The sequence below is a fragment of the Caulobacter sp. FWC2 genome (assembly GCF_002742625.1).
Taxonomy (GTDB): Bacteria; Pseudomonadota; Alphaproteobacteria; order Caulobacterales; family Caulobacteraceae; genus Caulobacter.
In genome coordinates this window covers 2614962-2634634 of the sequence record NZ_PEBF01000001.1, presented here as the reverse complement: position 1 = coordinate 2634634, position 19673 = coordinate 2614962, and the positions used below count along the sequence as shown (strand labels likewise).

Below are 19673 nucleotides of genomic sequence, written 5' to 3'. Positions count from 1 at the left end.
ATGACGACCGGCGAGACCAGCCAGCGCTTGACCGTTCGCGTTGGGCGCGCCCGGGTGGCCATGGCCGCCGTCGGCGTGGCCGAGGTGATCCGCGCGCCGCGCATCACCCGGATGCCACACGGACCACCGGGCCTGTTGGGCGTGACCCATCTGCGCGGCGTCGTGCTGCCTGTCGTTTCGCTGGGCGCCTTACTGGGTAATCAAGATCAAACTGACTCTACACGCGTGGTTGTGTTGCGTCGCGATCCGCCGATCGGTCTGGCGGTGGATTCCATCGAGACCTTGAAGACGGCGGGTCCGGAAGACGCAACGCCCCAGCACGGTCGGCTGTTGCTGAATGACGACGGCGGCGCGCGATGGTTCGATCTCGACACAGCCCTAAAGGATCGCTTCTCCGCCTTTCGCGCGTCACGCCGGAGCGTGGACGGCGAGACGGTCGCTAGACCGACCGTGGCCGCCGTCGAAAACCTTGCGTTCCTGGGCTTCACCTTGGCGCAGCAGAGCTACGCCCTGCCGCTCGACGCGGTGGCCGAGGTCATCCCGGTTCCCAAGGCCATCGCCGCCTTGCCGCGAACCGAAGCGGTGTTGATCGGGGTCTTCGACTTGCGCGGGTCCGTCCTGCCCGTCGTATCCCTGCGGGCCTTGCTGGGCCTAGCGCCCCGCGACGTTTCACAAGACGATCGCGTCATTGTGGTCGAAATCGGCGATCAGCGCCTGGCGCTGCTGGTCGACCACGTCAGCGTCATTCTGCGCGCGCCGCGCGCGGCGGTTGGCCCCGCGCCCAGCCTGTTCAATCGCGGCGCGGGCGAGGCGCGGATCGACTCCGTGCTGCGTCTGCCAGACGGGCGGGGTCTGGTTTCGATCCTCACGCCGGACCGGATTTTGGCCGACGAACGCGTGTCCCGCCTGATCGCCGAGACGATCGACCGGAAGGAGGAGGCCATGACCAGTACGACCGCGACGGCCAAGCGCGAACGCTTTCTAGTCATCCGGCTGGGCGATGAGACCTATGGCCTGCCTATCGCGGCGGTCGACGAGGTGTTGCGCCTGCCCGACGCCTTGACGCGTCTGCCCAAGGCTCCGGCCTACGTCCAGGGGGTGATGAACGTGCGCGGCAGGGTGATCCCAGTGATCGACCAGCGTCGGCGGTTCTCGGTCATGGGCGAGGCGGCCGGAGAAATGCGTCGCGTCGTCGTGGTCACGCTGGGCAAGCTCCAGGCCGGTTTCGCGGTGGACGCCGTTTCTCGTATCATTGAGATCGCCGATAACGACCTGATGCCCGCGCCGGAACTGTCCGACGAAGGCGGCCGTTTGTTCGACCGCGCCGCGAAGCTCGAAGGCGAGGGAGACGTCATCTTGCTCATCGATCCGCGAGCCTTGCTCGATCGCGCCGAAGCTGACCTGCTGCGCGACCTGACGGCGAAGTCGCACGCCTCGTGACCCGACTGCTGGTCGTCGATGACTCCGCCTTGATGCGTCGCGTGCTGGGCGAGGTTTTCCAGAACGAAGCGGGGTTCGAGGTCGCCTTTGCGCGCGACGGCGTCGAGGCTTTGGAAAGGCTCCACGCGTTCGAGCCGGACGTAGTTACGCTCGACGTCCAGATGCCGCGCATGCACGGGCTCGACTGCCTCGACCGGATCATGGTCGAGCGGCCGTGTCCGGTGGTGATGGTGTCGTCACAGACGGCCGAGGGAGCGGACGCCACGCTCGAGGCGCTGCAACTGGGCGCTGTGGATTTCGTCGCCAAGCCCGATGGGGCGGTGTCGCTGGCGCTCGACGATTTCGCGCCGATCCTGATCGAGAAGGTCAAGATGGCCGCGGCCTCTCGCCTGCGCCGGTCGCATCGCCTGGCCGAGCGGATTCGAGCCTTGCATGGCGCCGCAGAGCCGCAGCCCCCGCCGGTGACCCCCAAACTCAAACCCAAGATCAGAACCAGGCTCACCGCGTCCCGTTCACCAGCGTCCGACGGCGCGCCTCCGGGTCTGGTGATCATCGGAACGTCGACCGGCGGTCCCCCCGCTCTGGATACGGTGTTGTCGGCGATTCCTGCCGATTTTCCGTGGCCGATCCTGGTGGCGCAGCATATGCCCGCCGCCTTCACGGCGTCCCTGGCCCGTCGGCTGGATGGCCTTTGTGCTCTTGAAGTGATCGAGGTCACCCGACCCATGCCGCTTGTCGCCGGTCACATCTATATCGCGCGCGGCGACGCCGACATGACGGTCAGCCGGCGCAGCGCGGGACCGGTGGCATTGCCCGTGCCCTCCAGTCCCGAGTATCGCTGGCATCCGAGCGTCGATCGTCTGGTCGCCAGCGCAGCGGCGACCATGCCCTCGGACCGCCTCGTCGGCGTGTTGATGACCGGCATGGGCAATGACGGCGCGCGCACCATGGCGGACCTGCGTGCGGCGGGCGGACAGACGATCGCTGAGTCCGAGCATACTGCGGTGATCTGGGGCATGCCTGGCGAGCTGGTAAAGGCCGATGGCGCGGATGTCGTGGCCCCTCTGGGCGAGATCGCCGAACGGATTCTCGACATGGTCGGCGCGGGGTGACGCCGTCGGCGACACCCGAACAGGCGCATTTGAGCACCGACGACCTGCGGAAGGTGTGCGCGTTCCTGTATCGCCTGACCGGCATGCAGTTCGGCGAAAGTAAGCGCTACTATATCGAGCGTCGGTTGACCGAGAGGATCGTTCTTACGGGCTGTTCCAACTTCGCGGCCTATTTCAGCCAACTGCGCTCCCATCCCGGTGAGCGCGAGGCGCTGATCAACGCATTCACGGTCAATGAGACCTACTTCTATCGCGAAGAGCACCAACTGGCGTGCCTTAGTCGCTCGCTGTTGCCGGACTTGATCACCTCACGCCGTCCTGGCGACAAGATCAGGATCTGGTCGTCGCCTTGCTCGACAGGTGAGGAAGCCTATTCGATCGCGATCTGGCTGCTCGATAACTGGCGCATGGTCGACGCCTACAATGTCGAGGTCGTCGGCTCCGATATCGACACGCGGGCGCTGTCGGCCGCTCGCGAGGGCCTGTATGGCGAGCGCGCCCTGTCCCGTCTGCCGCGGGATGTCGTGGAGGCCTATTTTGAACCCGCGCGTCGCCATCGCCGTAAGCTGATCAAGGACCTCCGGGAGTCTGTGACCTTTACCCAAGTCAACCTGGTGGATGGGGAGAACATGGCCAGCCAGGGAACGTTCGACGTCATCTTCTGCCGCAATGTGCTGATCTATTTTGACGAGGCGTCGCGGCTTTTGGCGGCCAATAATCTCTATGACCGACTCGCGCCTGGAGGCTATCTCTGCCTGGGCCACACCGAGTCGATGAGCAGGATAACCGACCGGTTCCTGGTTCGCCGGTTCGAGAACGCCATCGTGTTTCAGCGACCGGGACGCGGGCCGTGACCGACGATCTGATGGCTCAGTTTCTCAGCGAAGGCCGCGAGTTGGTCGCCGGCGCCGAGCGCGATCTGGCGACCCTGGCGCGGCGACCCGACGACGCCAAAGCGCTGGATAGCTGTTTCCGGGCCATCCACACCCTCAAGGGCTCCACCGGTCTGTTCGATCTCGTCCCCATGGGCGTAATGCTCCATGCGGCGGAGGATTTGCTGAGTCTTTTGCGCGCCGAGCGAACCGGCGTCGCCGCCGATTTTGAAGCACTGTTCAGCGTCGTGGACCATGTCGATCGATGGCTGGACGCGCTGGACCGCACGGGCCATCTGCCGGCCGACGCCCAGCAGATCGGAGACGTAGAGCGGCGACGCCTCCGGGAGCTTGTCGCGTCGGTTGGCGCCTCGGCTGAGGCTGCGTCCTCGGCCGCGCCTCGGACCTGGCATCCGCCGGCCGACTTTGAGACCAAGGGCACGGTCGCTGTCCGCTACACCGCGCGCGCCGACAGCTATTTCTCGGGCGATGATCCTGTCTCGATCATAGCGGGGCTGCCCGGGCTCTCAGCGCTGAGGATTATGCCTCGGGAGCCCTGGGGTTCGCTGGACGGCTACGATCCCTATGCCTGCAACCTGGTCCTGGAAGCCGCCTCGACCGCCGGGCGGCCGGAAATCGAGGCGGCTTTGCGGTTCGTATCCGATCAGATCGAACTCGCGGATCTGACCGGCGGCGAACCCGTCACGCGGCCGCGAGGCGATGGCGCGCGAAAGACGTTGCGCATCGACGCCGAGCGGGTGGACCGGCTGGCCGACCTGGCCGACGAGCTGGTCATCGCCAAGAACGGTTTGGCGGATTTGGCAGCGCACGCTGAGCGTCTACCTGGCGGGCAAGCCGTGAGCCAAGCCCTCCGCGGTCGGCAAGCCCAGCTGGATCGGTTGGTCAACGACCTGCATGCCACCGTGGGCAAGGTGCGGCTGGTCGCGTTGGGTCCATTGTTCGGCCGGTTCCACCGCCTGACGCGAGAGATCGCCAACGCCTTGCACAAGACCGTGCTGCTCGAAGTCTCCGGCGGCGAGGTTGAGGTCGACAAGGCGATCGTCGACGGCCTGTTCGAACCGCTTCTGCATGTTCTGCGCAACGCCATCGACCACGGCGTCGAGACGGCGCAGGATCGGGCCCGGTTGGGAAAGCCGCCTGTCGCCGTTGTCAGGCTTTCGGCCGTCACGGCGTCGGATCAGGTGGTGATCGAGGTTCGCGACGATGGAGCGGGTATCGATCCGGCGATTATCCGCGCGCTGGCGGTCAGGCGTGGATTGCTGACACCCGAGGCGGCGGAGGCCCTGGACGACCGCGCGTCGATAGATCTGATCTTCACGCCGGGGTTTTCGACGGCGGCGGAAGTCAGCGCGGTTTCCGGACGGGGCGTCGGCATGGACGTCGTCCGCGAAGCAGCGGTCAAGCTCGGCGGCAAGGTCGTCGTCGACAGTCAACGCGGCCAGGGCTCTATCGTGAAGTTCGTGCTGCCAGTCAGCATGGTGTTGACCAAGGTGATGATCGTGACCTGCGGCGCCGAGCGATACGGCCTGGCCTTGGGCACCGTCGTCGAAACCGTGCGGGTGTCCGCCGACAGCATTGCCTCGATCCGCGCGGGGAAGGCCTTCCAGCTTCGCGACGACGTTATTCCGTTGCTGGCTTTGGGCTCGTTGGTTGGAGCGGCCGAGCCCCAGCGACGTCCGATCGAACGGGTCGTCGTCGCGCGCGTGCAAGGAGAACAGGTCGGCTTCGCCGTGGACGCTATCGTCGATCGGATGGACGCGGCGGTGCGACCGATGACTGGACTGCTGGCTGGCGCGCCCGGCGTGATGGGCACGACCCTTCTGGCCGACGGCGCCGTGCTGATGATCCTAGACCTTGCGGAGCTTGTCCTGTGACGGTCACTCGCGATGGCTCGACCGTGCGTCTTCAAGGTGTTTGTCGGGTAGAGGACGCCGAACCTCTGACAGCTCTGCTACAAGGCATTTCAGACTCCACCTTGGACCTGTCGGCGTGCGAAGGTCTGCATGGGGCGGTTGTCCAAGTGATCTTGGCTTTCCATCCCAAGATTATCGGCCTTCCTGAAAACGCTTTCGTTCGAGATTGGCTCTTGCCCGCGGTGATCGCCGAGCGAGCGTCCGGCCAGTAGAGTTTCAGTTCAACGCCGCGTGAAGCGTGGCGGCAGCAGGAGAAGTAATCCATGGGGACGGCAGTTCTCATCGTCGACGACAGCAAGCTGGCTCGCATCGTGCTGGGCAAAGCAATCGCCGCCCTGCAACCTGACTGGGTGCGTTTCGAAGCCAGCAACGCCGATGAGGCCGTCGCGGCCTTCGACGCGCAGGCCATCGATGTCGCGATCCTCGACTACAACATGCCGGGGCGCGACGGTTTGGCCCTGGCCGAAGAATTGCGCGCGCGCTTCCCGACGATGCCCATCGCCGTCGCTACCGCCAATGTTCAGGACGAGATCATCGCCAGGGCCCGCGCCGCCAACGCGACCTTCATCGCAAAGCCGGTGACGGAAGACGGCATGCGCGGTTTCCTGTCCGGCGCGGCGCTGCGGCTGAAGACGGCGGCGCAATGAACGCGCACGCAAACCTGCTCGATGACCTGGAGCTCGATGCTCTGACCGAGCTCGTCAATATCGGCGTCAGCCGCGCCGCGGCCAATCTGCGCAAGATGGTGGGCGAGCACGTCCTGCTGTCGGTGCCATCGGTCGAGGTCGTGAGCCGCGCGGGCGCCACCACCTTGATCCGCGAGCGCGAAAGCGGCGAGCTTGTCGCTGTTCGCCAGGATTTCGAGGGCGTGTTCTCCGGACGAGCACTGCTTATCTTTCCCCAGTCCAACAGCATGGCGCTCGTGCATGCCGTGACGGGCGGCGCCCTTTCGCCCGCCGAGGCGGCCGATATGGAGCAGGAGGCTCTGGCCGAGACGGGCAACGTCGTGCTCAATAGCTGCCTGGCGACCATGGCCAACATGCTGCAGCGTCCCCTGACCATGTCGCTGCCAGAGGTGATCCGCGGCGATGGCTCGATGCTGTTCAATCTTTCGCCCGGCAGCCCGGACGGCGGAGTCGTGCTGTTTCTCTATATCAACTTCGCCATCAACGATCGCGACATCCGCGGCTATATCGCCATGCTGATGGACCTGCCGTCGTTGCAGGCATTGAAGGGCTTGATCGCCGACTTCATCCAACGTGTCGTTGGCGACGTCGCCTGAGATGCCCGAACCTATCGCCACGGTTGGAGTTGTCCTGCGGTGACGACCGAGGCCACAGACGCCGAGATGCGCCAAGATGTTCGGGAGGCGGGGCAGGCGCTTGAAGCGTTACGAGCTCTGGCTGGTCCACTGTTCGATGCTCTGGCTCAGTCCGGGGTGGCCGTTGTCGTGACCGAACCGCGGCGCGAGGACGATCCGATCGTCTATGTGAACGCGGCGTTCGAGGCCTTGTCGGGATATTCCGCGCGGGAGACGGTCGGGCGAAACTGCCGGTTCCTGCAGGATGGCGCGACTGATGCGGCCACGACCTTGCGCATCGCCGAAACCCTGGCTCGGGACGGCGCCGTCACCGCCGACCTGCTCAATCGCCGCAAGGATGGTTCGCCCTTCTGGAACCGCGTCAACATCACCACCCTACGTGACGAACACGGCGCGCCCGTCTACCGCTTCGCGACCCAAGCCGACGTCACCGGCGAATACGCGGATGACGTCGTCGTCGAGCAACTTCGGGCCAGTCGCCAGAAGCTGGCCGAGGCGCAGGAGCGCCTTCGCGTCGCGCAGGCCATCGCGGGCGCCGCCGGAGCCTGGGAGTGGGACATCGCCAGCGGCGTTCTGGTCGCCGACGTCCGCTTCGCGAGCCTGTACGGCCTGGACCCGGTCGTGGCCGCGCGCGGCATACCGAGTTCGACCTTCTTCGCGCCCGTCCATGACGACGACCGGCTGCGCCTGCAGATCGCCGTGGCCGGCGCCCTGAACGGCGCGGAGGTCTTCGCCAGGGACTATCGCGTCGTGCTGGATGGCGTTGTCCACTGGGTGTCAGCGAGGGGGCGAACCTATCTCGACGCTGACGACAAGCCTGTCCGGTTCTCCGGCGTGCTCGCCGACATCACCGACCAGAAGCGTGTCGAGGAGCGACTGCTCATCGCGCAGACCGCCGGCGGGGTCGGGTCATTCGAATATCTCAGCGGCTTCGGTACGGCCGAGGTGTCCGAGCAATTCTGTCGGCTCCTGGGCCTGCAGCGGGCGACAAGCCTGCCGGTGCGGACCATCAACGCCGTGGTGCATCCCGAGGATCCCCCGATCATTCAGGGCCGTGACGGCAAGCATCCCTTCGGTCCAGCCTTTCACGAGTTTCGCATCCTGCGCGCGGACACCGGTGAAGAGCGATGGCTGGCCTCTCGTGGCGAGTACCGGCAGGAAGGTCCCGGCGGGGTCAGCTTTATCGGCGTGATCTACGACATCACCTCGACCAAGCGTTCCGAACAGCAGCTTCGGGTGTTGACCGAGACGCTCGAGGTCCGGGTCGCGGCGCGCACCCAGGAGCGCGACCGAGTCTGGAATCTGTCGCGCGACCTGCTGCACGTGATCGGCCCCGACGGCCTTTATCGAGCGGCTAATCCGGCCTGGACTTCATTGCTGGGCTATGACGAAGGCGAGCTGATCGGCAAGCCCGCGGGCAGCCTGGTGCATCCCGACGACCGACATGAGGCGCTGGAACGCTTCAACGCGTTGTCGCGTGGCGGGTCGGCGAGCGGCTTCGACTGTCGCATGCTCGCCAAGGACGGGACCTATCGCTGGGTCAATTGGACGGCCATGCCGGAGGGCGAGGCGATCTACGGTGTCGGCCGCGACGTCACCCAGCGTAAGGTGCTGGAAGATCAACTGCGCCAAAGCCAGAAGATGGAAGCGGTCGGTCAGTTGACGGGCGGCTTGGCGCACGACTTCAACAACATGCTCACCGGCATTCTGGGCGGGATCGACATGGTGCGGCGACGCCTCGCCGAGGGACGAATGGGCGATGTCGACCGATTCCTGGACGCGGCGATGCAGTCTGGCCAGCGCGCGGCGGCGTTGACCCACCGGCTGTTAGCGTTCTCGCGCCGCCAGACCCTGGATAACCGCGCGCTCGATGTCGGAACACTGACTGTGTCGATGGCGGACCTGCTGACACGAACCCTAGGCGAGCAGGTGGCGTTGCGGATCGACACTCAGCCCGAGCTCTGGACGGCCGTGGCGGACGACAATCAGCTTGAGAGCGCCATTCTGAATCTAGCGATCAATGCGCGCGACGCCATGCCGAGCGGGGGCGAACTGACCATCGCCGCGCGTAACGTCTATCTTTCCGACCTGGAGTTGGCCGAGAGCGACCACGCCGAGGCCGGCGACTATGTCGAGATCAGCGTGACCGACACCGGCACGGGCATGCCCGCCGAGGTTTTGGAAAAGGTGTTCGACCCTTTCTACACCACCAAGCCGCTGGGGCAGGGGACGGGTTTGGGTCTGTCTATGATCTACGGATTCATCCAGCAGTCTCACGGCCACGTCGTCATCGACAGCAAGGAAGGGCGCGGCACGACTATCCGTCTTTTCCTTCCGAGGCACCTTGGACCGGTCGAGGAAGAGGTTCTGGCTGGCGATGAGGCCGCGCCTACGGGGGCGGGCGAGACCGTTCTGGTGATCGAAGACGACCCCGCAGTTCGTTTGCTGGTGATGCAGGTCCTGGAGGAGCTAGGTTATCAAGGCGTCGAGACCGCTGATGGACGGCAGGCCGTGCCCATTCTGGAATCCTCGCGAAAGATCGATCTGTTGATTAGCGATGTAGGGCTGCCGGGTCTCAATGGCCGGCAACTGGCCGAGATCGCCCGCGAGACAAGGCCCGACCTGCCGATCCTGTTCATGACCGGCTACGCCAAGCAGGCCGCGGACCAGGCGGCGTTCCTTGGCGGCGGCATGGAGATCATCACCAAGCCCTTCGCAATCGAACAGCTTGGACGGCGGATCGGAGAGATCTTAAAACGGAGCGCGCCCTAGCGCCGCAGCGGCAGCCCCAAACTTATTGTCGGGCGAGCAGCGAAATACCTGACAAGATCGTCGTCGTCTTGGAGTTGTCCCAAAGTCCGCTTGTCGCGCGGAACGTGCTTCAGCGACCGCTTGTTTCGGGATGCACCAGGAACTCGACAGGCGTGAGAGGTGTCCCCTTGGGGGCATCGGCCGTTCAGCGAGCCTTATCTTTGCGCGCCTCGATCTCGTCTTCCTCACCCACCTTTTCCTCGACGGCGGCCGAAAAGCGCTGAAAGCTCCCAGGCCTACGCTTCAAGGAAGAGCGCGATGACGATCGTGGACAGGAACTTGGTCAGGCTACGCCGCACCTCGGCGGCGCTCCGCTTGTCGCTGTCGCGGCGGACCTCTTCGTCGAAGAGATACTTGGCGACATCGAAGACCGCGATGGCGATGATGATATACCCGAGGCCGTCAAGGACCGCATCGGCGTTGGTCTGCGGTTCAATTCCGCCAAAGTGAGGCAATGTTGGCTACAAGTTCTAGGCGGGCATCCACCGCCCTCTTGGTCCGGGCATGATGAGACCAGCATCTCTCCGTAACACACCCCTGCATCTTATCGGTATTGGGCTTGAAGGAGATCGATAACAGCTTCTCGCTGAACTAGGTCGCGGTAGTGAAGGCCAGGTTCGCCAGAGGCGAAGGCCGCCGCGCAGAAGGAGCGGCGACCTTCGTTTGGTTAGGCGATCAGGTTTGCGGTCGTCAGGCCGCCCGAAACGGCGACAAGTTTGACGAAGAAATCAGTCGTATCAAACTGCGAAGTATCTGAACCAGTGTTTTGGAAGAGATAAGTTCCAGTAGCAGTGCCTGTTTGGATTGTAATAAGATAAGATTGGCCGGTATTGTTCAGAACTATCGATAAGCCGGACGCTATAGTCGAAAGGTAGTTCCCCATATCAGCGTTGCCAATGATATAGGATCCGACCGACGCTGCACCTACTCCGGTCTTGAACACGGTATTTGCCGTATTAAAATCGACAATAGTGTCGACCGACGTCTTGGTCGACATCCCAGCTCCGGTCTCCGTGAGGACGAAGGTCCCAGTGCTGGTGCTGGGCATGGTGATGGTATCAGCCCCAGCGCCACTCGTGACGGTCGTCGCCCCATTCCCACCGGAGGTTAGGGTGACGGCTTGACCGCCCGCGCCCAAGTTGACGGCCAAGGCCCCGGAGCCCGTCGTGATATTCAGCGCATTGACCGTCGGAATGGTCAACGTAACCGCGCCGCTCCCAGCGGTTAGAGAAACCGTCTCGACACTGGTCAATTTTCCCGTGAGGTCGATAGACTGGGTGATGGACGAGATGGTGAGGGTGTCGGAGCCGCCGCCGCCGTTGATCGACGTCACGTAGTTGACGACCTCGTCGCCAGTAAAGTTGAACGTGTCCGCCGCGCCGCCGCCAATGAGTGTGATGGCGCCGCCAAGCCCGCTGCCGCTGAAGGCCAGAGTCTCGGACTGAGCCGAGAAGTCGAAGGCCGCGGCCGAGGTGTTCGCCAGGACCACCTTTTCGATGTTGATCAAGTGGCTATCGGTCAAATTCGTGGCGGAAACCGACGTCGTGAACTTCACGACATCACCGCTCACGTGCGTTCCGCCGTCGATCAAAGTCGCGAGATCCGTGGCCGTTATTACGTCGTCGCCGGCCCCGCCGCTCAAAGTGTCGGCTCCACCCCCGCCATTGATCGTGTCGTCGCCACCGCCGCCCGAGATCGTGTCCGCGAAGTTCGTCCCCAGCAGGGTGTCGGCGACAGCCGATCCAACCAGGGTGAACCCGGCTGATCCGCCCGCCAGGGACACGTCGATATTGCCACCCGAACTTGCCGCGTTCAGGGTTGCGACGCCCGCGTTCGTTGTCGAGCCAGAGGCGACGAAAGCTGCGACATCGTTGGCTACGGCCGTCGCTCCCGCGCTGACAACCAGGATGTCGCCGGTCGCCAGATCGAGGATCGTGTCGGATCCGGAATCAACATTGAACGTGTCGTTGCCCGCCCCACCAGCCATGATGTCGTTGCCGGCGCCGCCTGTGATTACGTCGCCGCCGCCGCCGCCCAGCAGCACGTCGTCACCGCCGGCGCCGTTGATGGTATCGTTGCCGCCGCCGCCAAAGATGAAGTCCTTTCGCGTTCCCGACGCGCTCAGAGTGTCGCCGCCCGACGTGCCCAACATCACATACTGCTCGGTGTAGGTGCTTGAAGCGCCATAGCCGTTGATGAGTTTGAGATAGCCCTCCTTAACCGAGCTCTGCTCAGTGAGGGTGACCGAGCCGCTGGCGGCGGAACCCACAGATCCTGATACAGAAAGCGCCAGTGTCCCGCCCGTCGACTGAACGGTCAGGCCCGAGACGCTGAATCCGAGCACAGGGGCGGCAGGAGCAATAGAGCTATAATATTCGAGCTCCGCGGCAGCCTTTAACTGCGAGTCCGACATTTGCCCGTAGGACTGATACATGGTTCCCGCAGACCAGTCCGGCGAATAGGACAGTCCCATCGATTTTGATAGACTGCGGTATGTCCACTCAATCTGGGCGGCGCCATATCCATGCGTTATGAGGTAGTCTGCATTACGCGCCAGGTAGGCTTTATTGACATACATTGCCCGCAAAGCAGCTTCTGCAGCCTCAAGCGGATTTGCACTTGCTAGAATTGCGGACCAATTTCTTTCGTCAACATTGGCGCCAACATTGCCGTAAAGCGTGGCCGAAGCTCGTGACAAATAGGAAATATCACTAGAGCTATAGCCCGAAGCCAACAGCAATTCAGATACAGATGGTCTGGCCATTTGGTCTCCCCCGTTTTCTAGCCTTATTGCAAAACAGTAATCACGTTCGACGCGCAAATTCAAACAATCGAAATCCACCAAGCTACACCAGCCAAACACCAAGCTCGCGACGTTGGTGGCAGATCGTGCGCCCACCCGCGCCGCCGAGAGACGCCGGCGGCCCGATTGTGAGGGCTTAGCGCCCGCGCTCCAGCCAAACCCTAGGCGGCCAACCGTCCTGGATGACGATGCGATAGGGCCCCGTCACCCGGTCGGCGACGTACAGAGCCAAGCTGGCGACCATAGTCGCAACGAGCATCGGCACGACGTGCCGGCCCTCTCTGAAGAACCGCCGCAACTGCATGGCGTGAACGTTCCATAGGCTGCGCTGGCCGATAAGCCGCGCGCCGTTACGGCTTACCCCTAGTTGCTGTCATCGGAGGGCCCCCAGGGACTTTGGCCCCGTTCGCGTGCGCGCGGTCCTGGGTGCGCTGGGTGGCGCGCAATGACGCCGGCATCATGGATCGCGCTTGGTATCGGCCTGACGTCGCTCGTCCTGAATTTGCTCACCCTGGCCATCGGCTACGACGTGCTTCGGGGCACGGTCCAGGCGCTGGGCAAAAAGGTTGGCGCTTGAGGTCGAGATCGGAGCCCTCACCGAATTGCGGATCCAGGTCGGCAATATCGGTGAGCGTCAGGACATCTGAATTGAGCAGCTGAAAGAGCTAAACGCCAGCGTCAGGTGGATGCGCGAGCCGGCGCCTGCCGAGCTCCGCCGGCCACCGTCGAGGACTCGGAGCAAGCCATGACCCGCGACTATCGCACTCTCGATGCCATCGTTGTCGTCGCCAGCCTGGTCATCATGGCCTTCGTCATGTGGGCGCTGGCGTTCCTGACCATCCCCCAAGCCAACCTCCCGATCCTAGCGTCCCTGTCGTCAGGGACGTTCGGCGCCACTCTGGGCGCCTACGTCGGAGTTCGCTGAGGGAAGAAGAAGCCCACGACCGAAGCCGAAGGCGGCCTGACCGCGAGCGTGACCGCCCCCGCCAGCGGGACCGTGTCGGCCACAGCCCCCGCTACGGAGACCAAGCCATGAGCCTCGCCCGCTTCCAAACCTGCCTGCCGCGCATCCTTCAGCACAAGGGGGCTACGTCGATGACGTCCACGACCCCGGCGGCGTGACCAAGCTCGGCGTCACCCTGGCCACGGCTCGCGCCTTCAAGCTGGGCATGGACGGCGACAGCGACGTTGACAAGGCGGACGTCAAGGCGTTGACGCCCGCCGCCGTGGCGCCGGTCTACCATCGAGGCTACTGGCTGGCGTCGTCGGCTGAGATCTGCCCGACCGGCCTGGACTACATTGTCTTCGACTGCGCCATGAACCAGGGCGTCGGCCGTGCCACCAAGTGGCTTCAAACCGTGGCTGGCGTCGCTGCTGACGGCGTCATCGGCCCGGTCTCGATCGCCGCCGTGCAGCGCGTCTACGCCGAGCGCGCTGTGAAGGCCTTCTCCGCCCTACGTGAGGCGCACTTTCGCTCGCTGCCGACCTTCGGACGCTTCGGCAACCATTGGATGCGGCGGCTCTCGGAGGCCACTGCGTGGGCCGTGCGTGAGGCGTCGTGATCGCCCTGGCGCTGAAGGCCTGGACCTACGCCAAGTCGCCGGTCGGGCGCTGCGTCCTGCTGATGATCGCCGCCGCCCTGTTTGTCTAGGGCTATGGCGAAGCTCGCTACGCCGCCTGCGCCAAGCACGAGCGCGGCGTCTGGGAGGCCGCCCAGAAGAAGGCTGAGGCCAAGGCTCGCACCGTCGAGAAGAAGAGCGACGCCATCACGACCGACGTCTCGACCAAGCTCGAAATCACTGAGACCGAAATCCGCTGGCGCACCCGCGTCAAGCTTCAGGAGGTGACCCGCTATGTCCCTGTCGAAGGCGATCGTGCCTGCATCATTGGTGTTGACGCTGTGCACCTGCACGACAACGCCCTCTCGGGCCATCCCGGCGTTCCCGAAGCCCCGTTGGACCTGTCGAAGCCGATTCCGGAGTTCGTCTCTCCGAGATCGTTGCCTTCGGAGGGACAGCCTACGAATGGAAGGCGTATGCATCACGGGATACTGCTCAGACCCTGAACTCTGGGACCTTGAGGTGTCCCGTCACATCTACCCAGTGCTCTACCCGGTCGAGTAGCGTCTTTCCGGACCTCGCCGAATTTTTCGCTTGGGCACGCCTTGACGCCTTTTCGCGGCACTCTATTTCAACGTTTGCTTGCCGGGCGCCGACAGGGTCCGGCGCCTGGGGCGCGCGGCGCTTGGCCTAGCGCCCCTCATGTCCAACTTGCTTTCGAGGAGATGGAAATGAGCACCGCTTTTGACTTCACCCCGCTCTACAGCTCGATGATCGGCGTCGACCGTATGGTCGAGTTGGTCGAGACCGCCCTGCGCAGCGGGGCGAGCGCCAGCTATCCCCCTTACGATATCGAAAAGACCGGCGAGAATGCCTATCGCCTCTCTCTGGCGCTGGCCGGCTTCGCCCCCAGCGACCTCGAAATCGTCGCCGAACCCAACCTCCTGGTCATCAAGGGCGAGCGGCCGACGAGAGACGGGCAGGGCGCCCGATCCTTCCTGCACCAGGGCTTGGCCCAGCGCGCCTTCGAACGCCGATTCGAGCTGGCCGACTATGTTGTGGCCAAGGACGCCAGCCATGCCCACGGCGTCCTGTCGATCGATCTGGCACGGGAGGTGCCGGACGCCTTGAAGCCGAGGCAAATTCCCATTGGCGTCGGCGCGGCCCAGCAGGCGTTGGACCTCAAGCCGGCAAAAGCTCGCAAGGCCGCCTAGGGAGGCTCGCCATGAGCATGGACTCCAATCTGGTTGATCGGGCGCGTCCGTGGCCGGTGCGGCCCGCGGTTGGCTTCCTCCATCCGTTGGAGGTTCTCAAGGATCAGGATCTTGATCCCGCCGGGAAGCGCGAAATCCTGGCGGCTTGGGCCTCCGACGCCAGTGCTGTCGAGCATCGACCAAGCCAGAGATGGCTCCTGGGAACGCCCGCGCCGGTTCCGCTCAGCGAGGTGTTGTCTGCGCTGAACCGACTGGATCGCGACGCGCGCCCTTGAGTCGGGGCGGGCGGCCGGCCATCGGATGGCCGGCCGCCAACTTGGCCCGCTGTTCTGTATTTACGTTGTGATCATGCCCTGCTTTATCTTTGTCGAGCCGTCTGACGACGGCTGGATCGTTCGCGGCGATTTTGAAGGCGGTCCCCTCAACTTCGCCACCGGCGCCCGCGCCGAACAGGCCGCGCGCGACCTTGCCCACCGGTTGGCTGACGCTGGCGAGCCGGTCGTCCTGGAAATCCGCTTGCGCGATGGCGCGCGGGGCGGACGCTTCCTGTTTCCACCCTATGGGGGCGAACCGGGGGCAATACCGGCGCAGCGCGCCTAGCCGTGGACGAGGCCGCAAGGCAAGAGACCGGCGAACGGATCGAAAGCGATGGTGACGGCAGCACCCGCAACCCCAACGACACTCATCCCCGTCGCCCACCGAGACGCTCCCGCATCGAAGGCGATGGGGCGCTACGTCGACCTTCAGAAGCGATTTGAAGTTCCGCGCCTGGCGCTGCCTAGCTCGAGACAGGCCCTCGGATCTGCCTCGGCAGGGTGATTAGCGCACCTGACTCGCGCCCGCGAAAAGGATGAGGTTTCCATCCGGGTCCCCGACGATGAAGGTGCGTGCGCCCCAGGGCTCGCTGCGCAAGGTCTGGTGGAAGGTCACTTCGGCGGCCTGAAGCTCCAGGAAGAGCGGCTTGGCGTCGTCGAGCGTCAGGGTCGCGGACAGGGCGTCCGGCTCGTGAGCGCGGAGATGTTCGGAAAACACCGGCCCGTCGACACGACGCAGGTTCAGTTTCGCGCCATCGCGCGCGACCTGGGCATAGAAGGGGGGCTTGCCGGAGGCGAATACACGTCGGAAACCGAGCTTCTCCTCATAGAACGCGAGCGCGATCGCCATATCGGAGACGAACAGCTGTGGTTCGGCGGCGATAATGGCCGAGGAGGGCGACGGGTTTGCAACTGGCATGGATGAAAGGCCCTTGGTTAGCGCCAACCAGGTCTCGAATCCCACCTTCCTCGCGACGAGGTCCTGAGCGTCGCTTAGCTTGAAGGGCGAGGCTAGGATCTCCTGGTCCGTCAGGCCGCCGTAGCGTGGCAGCAGCGACCTGATCTGGCTCGCGATGGGAAAATACCGTTCGCGATGCCAGCGTAGGTGAAGCTTGGCCTGCTTGCGCAGATTTTCGAGGTTCAGCATGGGCGCGTTACGATTGAGGCGTCGTAGGCGGGCTTAGCCATTCCGGTGTTAGAACCGATGCGCCCTACAGTAACCCCAGAGCCTTATGGATGCGGCTTTCGCAGGTCAACGTCGCAACTGGTCGATCTCGCCCCGGGTGGGCTAGAAGTCAGCTTGCTGGAGGGGGCGCAACGGCGGCAATTAGCGGCAAACGGTACGGTTGAGTGCCCGCAAACGGGGGTAAACTGCCTTCGTTTGGTCGGGCGCGAACGTCGCGTTCCGAGAGGCGCCGACGGCAGCAATTGGCGCTCGCGCAGTCGCAGCCTTCACCGCGCCGGCAGAAATGAAGCTGACCGTTTCAACCGCCGAGCCGGGCGGTTTTCTACCGCTCGATCATCAAGGGAGGACGCCATGAGCAATCGCTACGTCGTGCTGTCGGGCTGTTCTGGCGGTGGAAAATCGACTCTCCTGACGGAGCTTCGGCGTCGAGGCCACGCGGTCGTGGACGAACCCGGACGGCGTGTGGTCGAGGCGGAGCTTGAAAACGGCGGACGCGCGCTTCCGTGGATCGATTTAGCTGCCTTCGCGCGTCAGGCGATTGGGACCTCGATCGCCGATCACGAAACGGCGGGCGCGTGGCCTAATCTCGTTTTCTGCGATCGGGGCCTAGTGGACGCTGCGGCCGCTTTGGAGCACGCCACGGGCGAACCTGTGCTGGAACAGCTCGGGCGGCAGTACCGCTACAATGAGACTGTTTTCTTGACCCCGCGGCCTGAAATCTACGCCACCGACGCGGGCCGACGACACGGCTTTGAGGATGCGATTGCTGAGTATGAAAGACTTGAGCGAGCGTATCTGATGCTCGACTATCGTGTGGTTGTCTTGCCTAAGGGGACCGTGGAAGCGCGTGCCGATGCTTTGCTCGCAGCGCCGACGCAACACGGTCGAAGAGTCTACCTAGGTCGATCTCGTCCCTGCGCGTGACAGGCTGAATGTCGGGTTCCACGAAAGATGCCAACGGCAGCTACTGGCGCGACGCGCCGAACAAGCGGGTGTCGCGATCGGCGGGGAAGGGTGGTTTGCTGCCGTTGGCGCGGATCAATCACCGGCGAAGATGGCCTCCCCACCGCCGAGCTTCAGCTCAGATCATGTACGCCCCCCACATGAAGCTAATGGCGCCGGCGACGCCTAACGCCGTGATCACCGCCATCCCAATCACGAGGCCCGCAGCCCGATATTTGACCGCTGGCGAGGTGCTCTGTTGGGCGCGGAAATAGAGCTCGAGCACGATGAGCGGGATTACATACGACCCAAACTGCAGTCCAATATCGGCGGGGCCGGAAAGGGTTCGGTTCATTCCGAGACCGCCGCCCGACATCAGCACCCAGGCCATGATCGCCACGCGAAGAAACCACACGCCATTGACCACCATGAAGGCGCGCATGGCCCAGCGACGGTGAGAAACCCAATCCCGCGCGATCGCCGTTCGCCACGCCAGGGTCGCAAAGATCAGAATGAGCACCCCGTTGGCGGACACCGAGATCGCGGAGATCAAGGACAGATAGGTATGCCGCTCCCAGGTAAGCCAAAGGCCGCTCAAGGCCATCACATAGGCGATGATAAAGAAAACCCGTCCGGTCCAGCGGTGTAGTGCGGGCGCCCGTCGGCGAACCGCAGGGACCAATTGCAGCAGCCCGCCCAACGTGACCACGGCTGCGAGCAGCACATGGATCGCGAACATGAGGTTGCCCGCGTGATCCCCTGAAACGTAGCCCTTGATGATTGGCTTGTCGTTCCATCCGGCCAGATCCCCAATGAATGTCTTGCGGCCGTAGTGGGCCACGATCATCCAGATAAACGCCCCCTGTCCCACCGCTGCGATCACGAACCAGGCAAGACCCGATCGCCGTAATAGGCCTTCGACCGACGACGCGGTGACCGTCGGGCTTGCACGCTTTACTGTCTCCACGTCACTGTGCTCCTTGCATGTTACTGGTGAGCAGGGCGTGGGGGATCGTGCGCAGATCGTCTCGCCGATTTGGAAATCGGCGAGAGATTTTGGAGCCGTGATCGACAGTGCGATCGGACGGAGGGCAGGTTGATGAGCGCTGAAGGCTTGATCGTCAGGCCTCGCCTGGGAAGCCGTCCAGATGACACATTTCTTTACGGCGTCCTCTTCGGCGGCGCCGTCGGCGCGTTCTGCCTCACCCAGATCATCGGACACCGGCTCGGTCTTCTGTCCGATGTCGTCGCCATCGCTGGCGACGCGACATGCGGCTGGTCATGGCTCTTGGTCCGGGCGCTCTTTCAGCCCGCGAAGCCGCGGCCAGCTCACTGGCCGCTAGGGCTGGTGCTGATCCTGGTGGCGTCCGGCGCCGTCCTTCGCTTGTATGGCGATAGCCCCGCTCCTCTGCCGCGCATGGTCGGGAATTTCGGCGGGCTCGTCAGCTCCGCCCTGCTCCTGCTGGCAGCCATCGAACCGGTAAAGTCGCTGACACCGGAGATGGGCCAGAATGAGCGGCGCTTTCGCATCGCCTTTGCCACCGGCTATATGGCTTTGCTCACTGTCGCCGTCATCTGGGTGGACCGCGCGCCGAGCGGCGGGGCGACGGCGCAGTGGCGGATGATGATCAAGTCCGCCTGCGCGGCCACCGCTCTGCTGGGGATGGCTTCCGCCATCTGGTATCGCCGCCGCCATCCTCTATTGCCGCGCCAACATCTCAGCCGACGGGGCAGAACAGCCGACGCAAGCGGCCTTTCGGCCTCGCTTGAAAACCTCATGGCGCAAGACGCCATCTACACCCGCCACAGCCTGAAGGTCGCGGACCTAGCCCGCTGCCTGGGTGAGCCCGAATATAAGATCACCCAGTGCATCACAGGTCCCCTGGGGTTTCGCAACTTCAACCAGATGACCAACCATTTCCGGATCGAAGAGGCAAAACGGCGGTTGGCCGACCCCGCCTACGATCACCTGCCAATTTTGACCATTGCCTACGATTGTGGGTTCGGCTCGATCGGCCCTTTCAACCGGGCGTTCAAAGCCGAGGTAGGTCTCACCCCCCAGCAATTCCGAAGAACCTCCGCGCTTTGATGGAGTTTGACGCGCTGAAGGCAAGGGCACAAAGTCCGACTTGGGTCGCAAGCGGCCGAACGCATCGATGATACAA

General features: G+C 63.9%; 18 protein-coding genes. 14 read left to right on the top strand and 4 right to left on the bottom strand.

All coding sequences use genetic code 11. The features are described from left to right. The 7 genes from CSW62_RS12595 to CSW62_RS12565 all read left to right on the top strand — a co-directional run bounded on the left by CSW62_RS12595 (nt 1) and on the right by CSW62_RS12565 (nt 9451). Nucleotides 1-1440, top strand: coding sequence for a chemotaxis protein CheW (locus CSW62_RS12595; RefSeq protein WP_099578278.1), 1440 nt, complete (start codon nt 1-3; stop codon nt 1438-1440). Beyond that, on the top strand, nt 1437-2552 hold the full coding sequence (locus tag CSW62_RS12590) for a chemotaxis response regulator protein-glutamate methylesterase (protein ID WP_099578276.1): 1116 nt from the start codon (nt 1437-1439) through the stop codon (nt 2550-2552). Before CSW62_RS12595 ends, CSW62_RS12590 begins: the two co-directional genes overlap by 4 nt. Nucleotides 2553-2581: 29 nt before the next feature. Then, on the top strand, nt 2582-3406 hold the full coding sequence (locus tag CSW62_RS12585) for a protein-glutamate O-methyltransferase CheR (protein WP_099578274.1): 825 nt from the start codon (nt 2582-2584) through the stop codon (nt 3404-3406). Next, nucleotides 3403-5319, top strand: coding sequence for a chemotaxis protein CheA (locus tag CSW62_RS12580; RefSeq protein WP_099578272.1), 1917 nt, complete (start codon nt 3403-3405; stop codon nt 5317-5319). Before CSW62_RS12585 ends, CSW62_RS12580 begins: the two co-directional genes overlap by 4 nt. A gap of 302 nt (nt 5320-5621) precedes the next feature. After that, nucleotides 5622-6005, top strand: coding sequence for a response regulator transcription factor (locus CSW62_RS12575; RefSeq protein ID WP_099578270.1), 384 nt, complete (start codon nt 5622-5624; stop codon nt 6003-6005). Continuing rightward, nucleotides 6002-6640: a chemotaxis protein CheX gene (locus tag CSW62_RS12570; RefSeq protein ID WP_099578268.1), complete on the top strand. Its 639-nt coding sequence runs from the start codon at nt 6002-6004 to the stop codon at nt 6638-6640. The genes CSW62_RS12575 and CSW62_RS12570 overlap by 4 nt, the downstream gene beginning before the upstream one ends. Nucleotides 6641-6706: 66 nt before the next feature. Then, nucleotides 6707-9451: a PAS domain S-box protein gene (locus CSW62_RS12565; protein WP_099582278.1), complete on the top strand. Its 2745-nt coding sequence runs from the start codon at nt 6707-6709 to the stop codon at nt 9449-9451. Between the two features lie 275 nt (nt 9452-9726). Here CSW62_RS12565 and CSW62_RS12560 read toward each other — a convergent pair whose 3' ends face one another. Further along, a complete protein-coding gene (locus CSW62_RS12560) occupies nt 9727-9945 on the bottom strand; it encodes a hypothetical protein (RefSeq protein WP_199170587.1) in 219 nt (72 codons plus the stop codon). A 212-nt stretch (nt 9946-10157) separates the two neighbouring features. Next, nucleotides 10158-12332 carry an S-layer family protein gene (locus CSW62_RS12555; protein WP_233206793.1) on the bottom strand — a complete coding sequence of 725 codons (2175 nt, stop codon included), beginning with the start codon at nt 12330-12332 and terminating at the stop codon, nt 10158-10160. 706 nt (nt 12333-13038) lie between these two features. On the opposite strand from CSW62_RS12555, the gene CSW62_RS12550 reads away from it, so the two are divergent. The 5 genes from CSW62_RS12550 (at nt 13039) to CSW62_RS12530 (ending at nt 15666) form a co-directional block, all read left to right on the top strand. Further along, entirely contained in the window at nt 13039-13218 is a 180-nt protein-coding gene (locus CSW62_RS12550; RefSeq protein ID WP_099578264.1) for a hypothetical protein, read from the top strand. Nucleotides 13219-13348: 130 nt separating this feature from the next. After that, nucleotides 13349-13855 (top strand): glycoside hydrolase family 108 protein, encoded by a 507-nt coding sequence (locus CSW62_RS12545; RefSeq protein WP_099578262.1) that lies wholly within the window; start codon nt 13349-13351, stop codon nt 13853-13855. A gap of 728 nt (nt 13856-14583) precedes the next feature. Then, nucleotides 14584-15066, top strand: a complete 483-nt coding sequence (locus tag CSW62_RS12540) for an Hsp20 family protein (RefSeq protein ID WP_099578260.1) — start codon at nt 14584-14586, stop codon at nt 15064-15066. A gap of 11 nt (nt 15067-15077) precedes the next feature. Continuing rightward, nucleotides 15078-15341: a hypothetical protein gene (locus tag CSW62_RS12535; RefSeq protein WP_099578259.1), complete on the top strand. Its 264-nt coding sequence runs from the start codon at nt 15078-15080 to the stop codon at nt 15339-15341. A gap of 25 nt (nt 15342-15366) precedes the next feature. Continuing rightward, nucleotides 15367-15666 carry a DUF2188 domain-containing protein gene (locus tag CSW62_RS12530; protein ID WP_233206670.1) on the top strand — a complete coding sequence of 100 codons (300 nt, stop codon included), beginning with the start codon at nt 15367-15369 and terminating at the stop codon, nt 15664-15666. Nucleotides 15667-15885: 219 nt separating this feature from the next. Here the strand turns inward: CSW62_RS12530 and CSW62_RS12525 are convergent, their stop codons facing one another. Beyond that, nucleotides 15886-16527, bottom strand: a complete 642-nt coding sequence (locus CSW62_RS12525) for a VOC family protein (RefSeq protein WP_099578257.1) — start codon at nt 16525-16527, stop codon at nt 15886-15888. 390 nt (nt 16528-16917) lie between these two features. Here CSW62_RS12525 and CSW62_RS12520 point away from each other — a divergent pair, with 390 nt between their 5' ends. After that, on the top strand, nt 16918-17490 hold the full coding sequence (locus tag CSW62_RS12520; protein ID WP_099578255.1) for an AAA family ATPase: 573 nt from the start codon (nt 16918-16920) through the stop codon (nt 17488-17490). Nucleotides 17491-17647: 157 nt separating this feature from the next. Here CSW62_RS12520 and CSW62_RS12515 read toward each other — a convergent pair whose 3' ends face one another. After that, nucleotides 17648-18475 carry a DUF2306 domain-containing protein gene (locus CSW62_RS12515; RefSeq protein WP_233206669.1) on the bottom strand — a complete coding sequence of 276 codons (828 nt, stop codon included), beginning with the start codon at nt 18473-18475 and terminating at the stop codon, nt 17648-17650. Nucleotides 18476-18607: 132 nt separating this feature from the next. Here CSW62_RS12515 and CSW62_RS12510 point away from each other — a divergent pair, with 132 nt between their 5' ends. Further along, nucleotides 18608-19597, top strand: coding sequence for an AraC family transcriptional regulator (locus CSW62_RS12510; protein WP_099578253.1), 990 nt, complete (start codon nt 18608-18610; stop codon nt 19595-19597). Nucleotides 19598-19673: the final 76 nt, after the last annotated feature.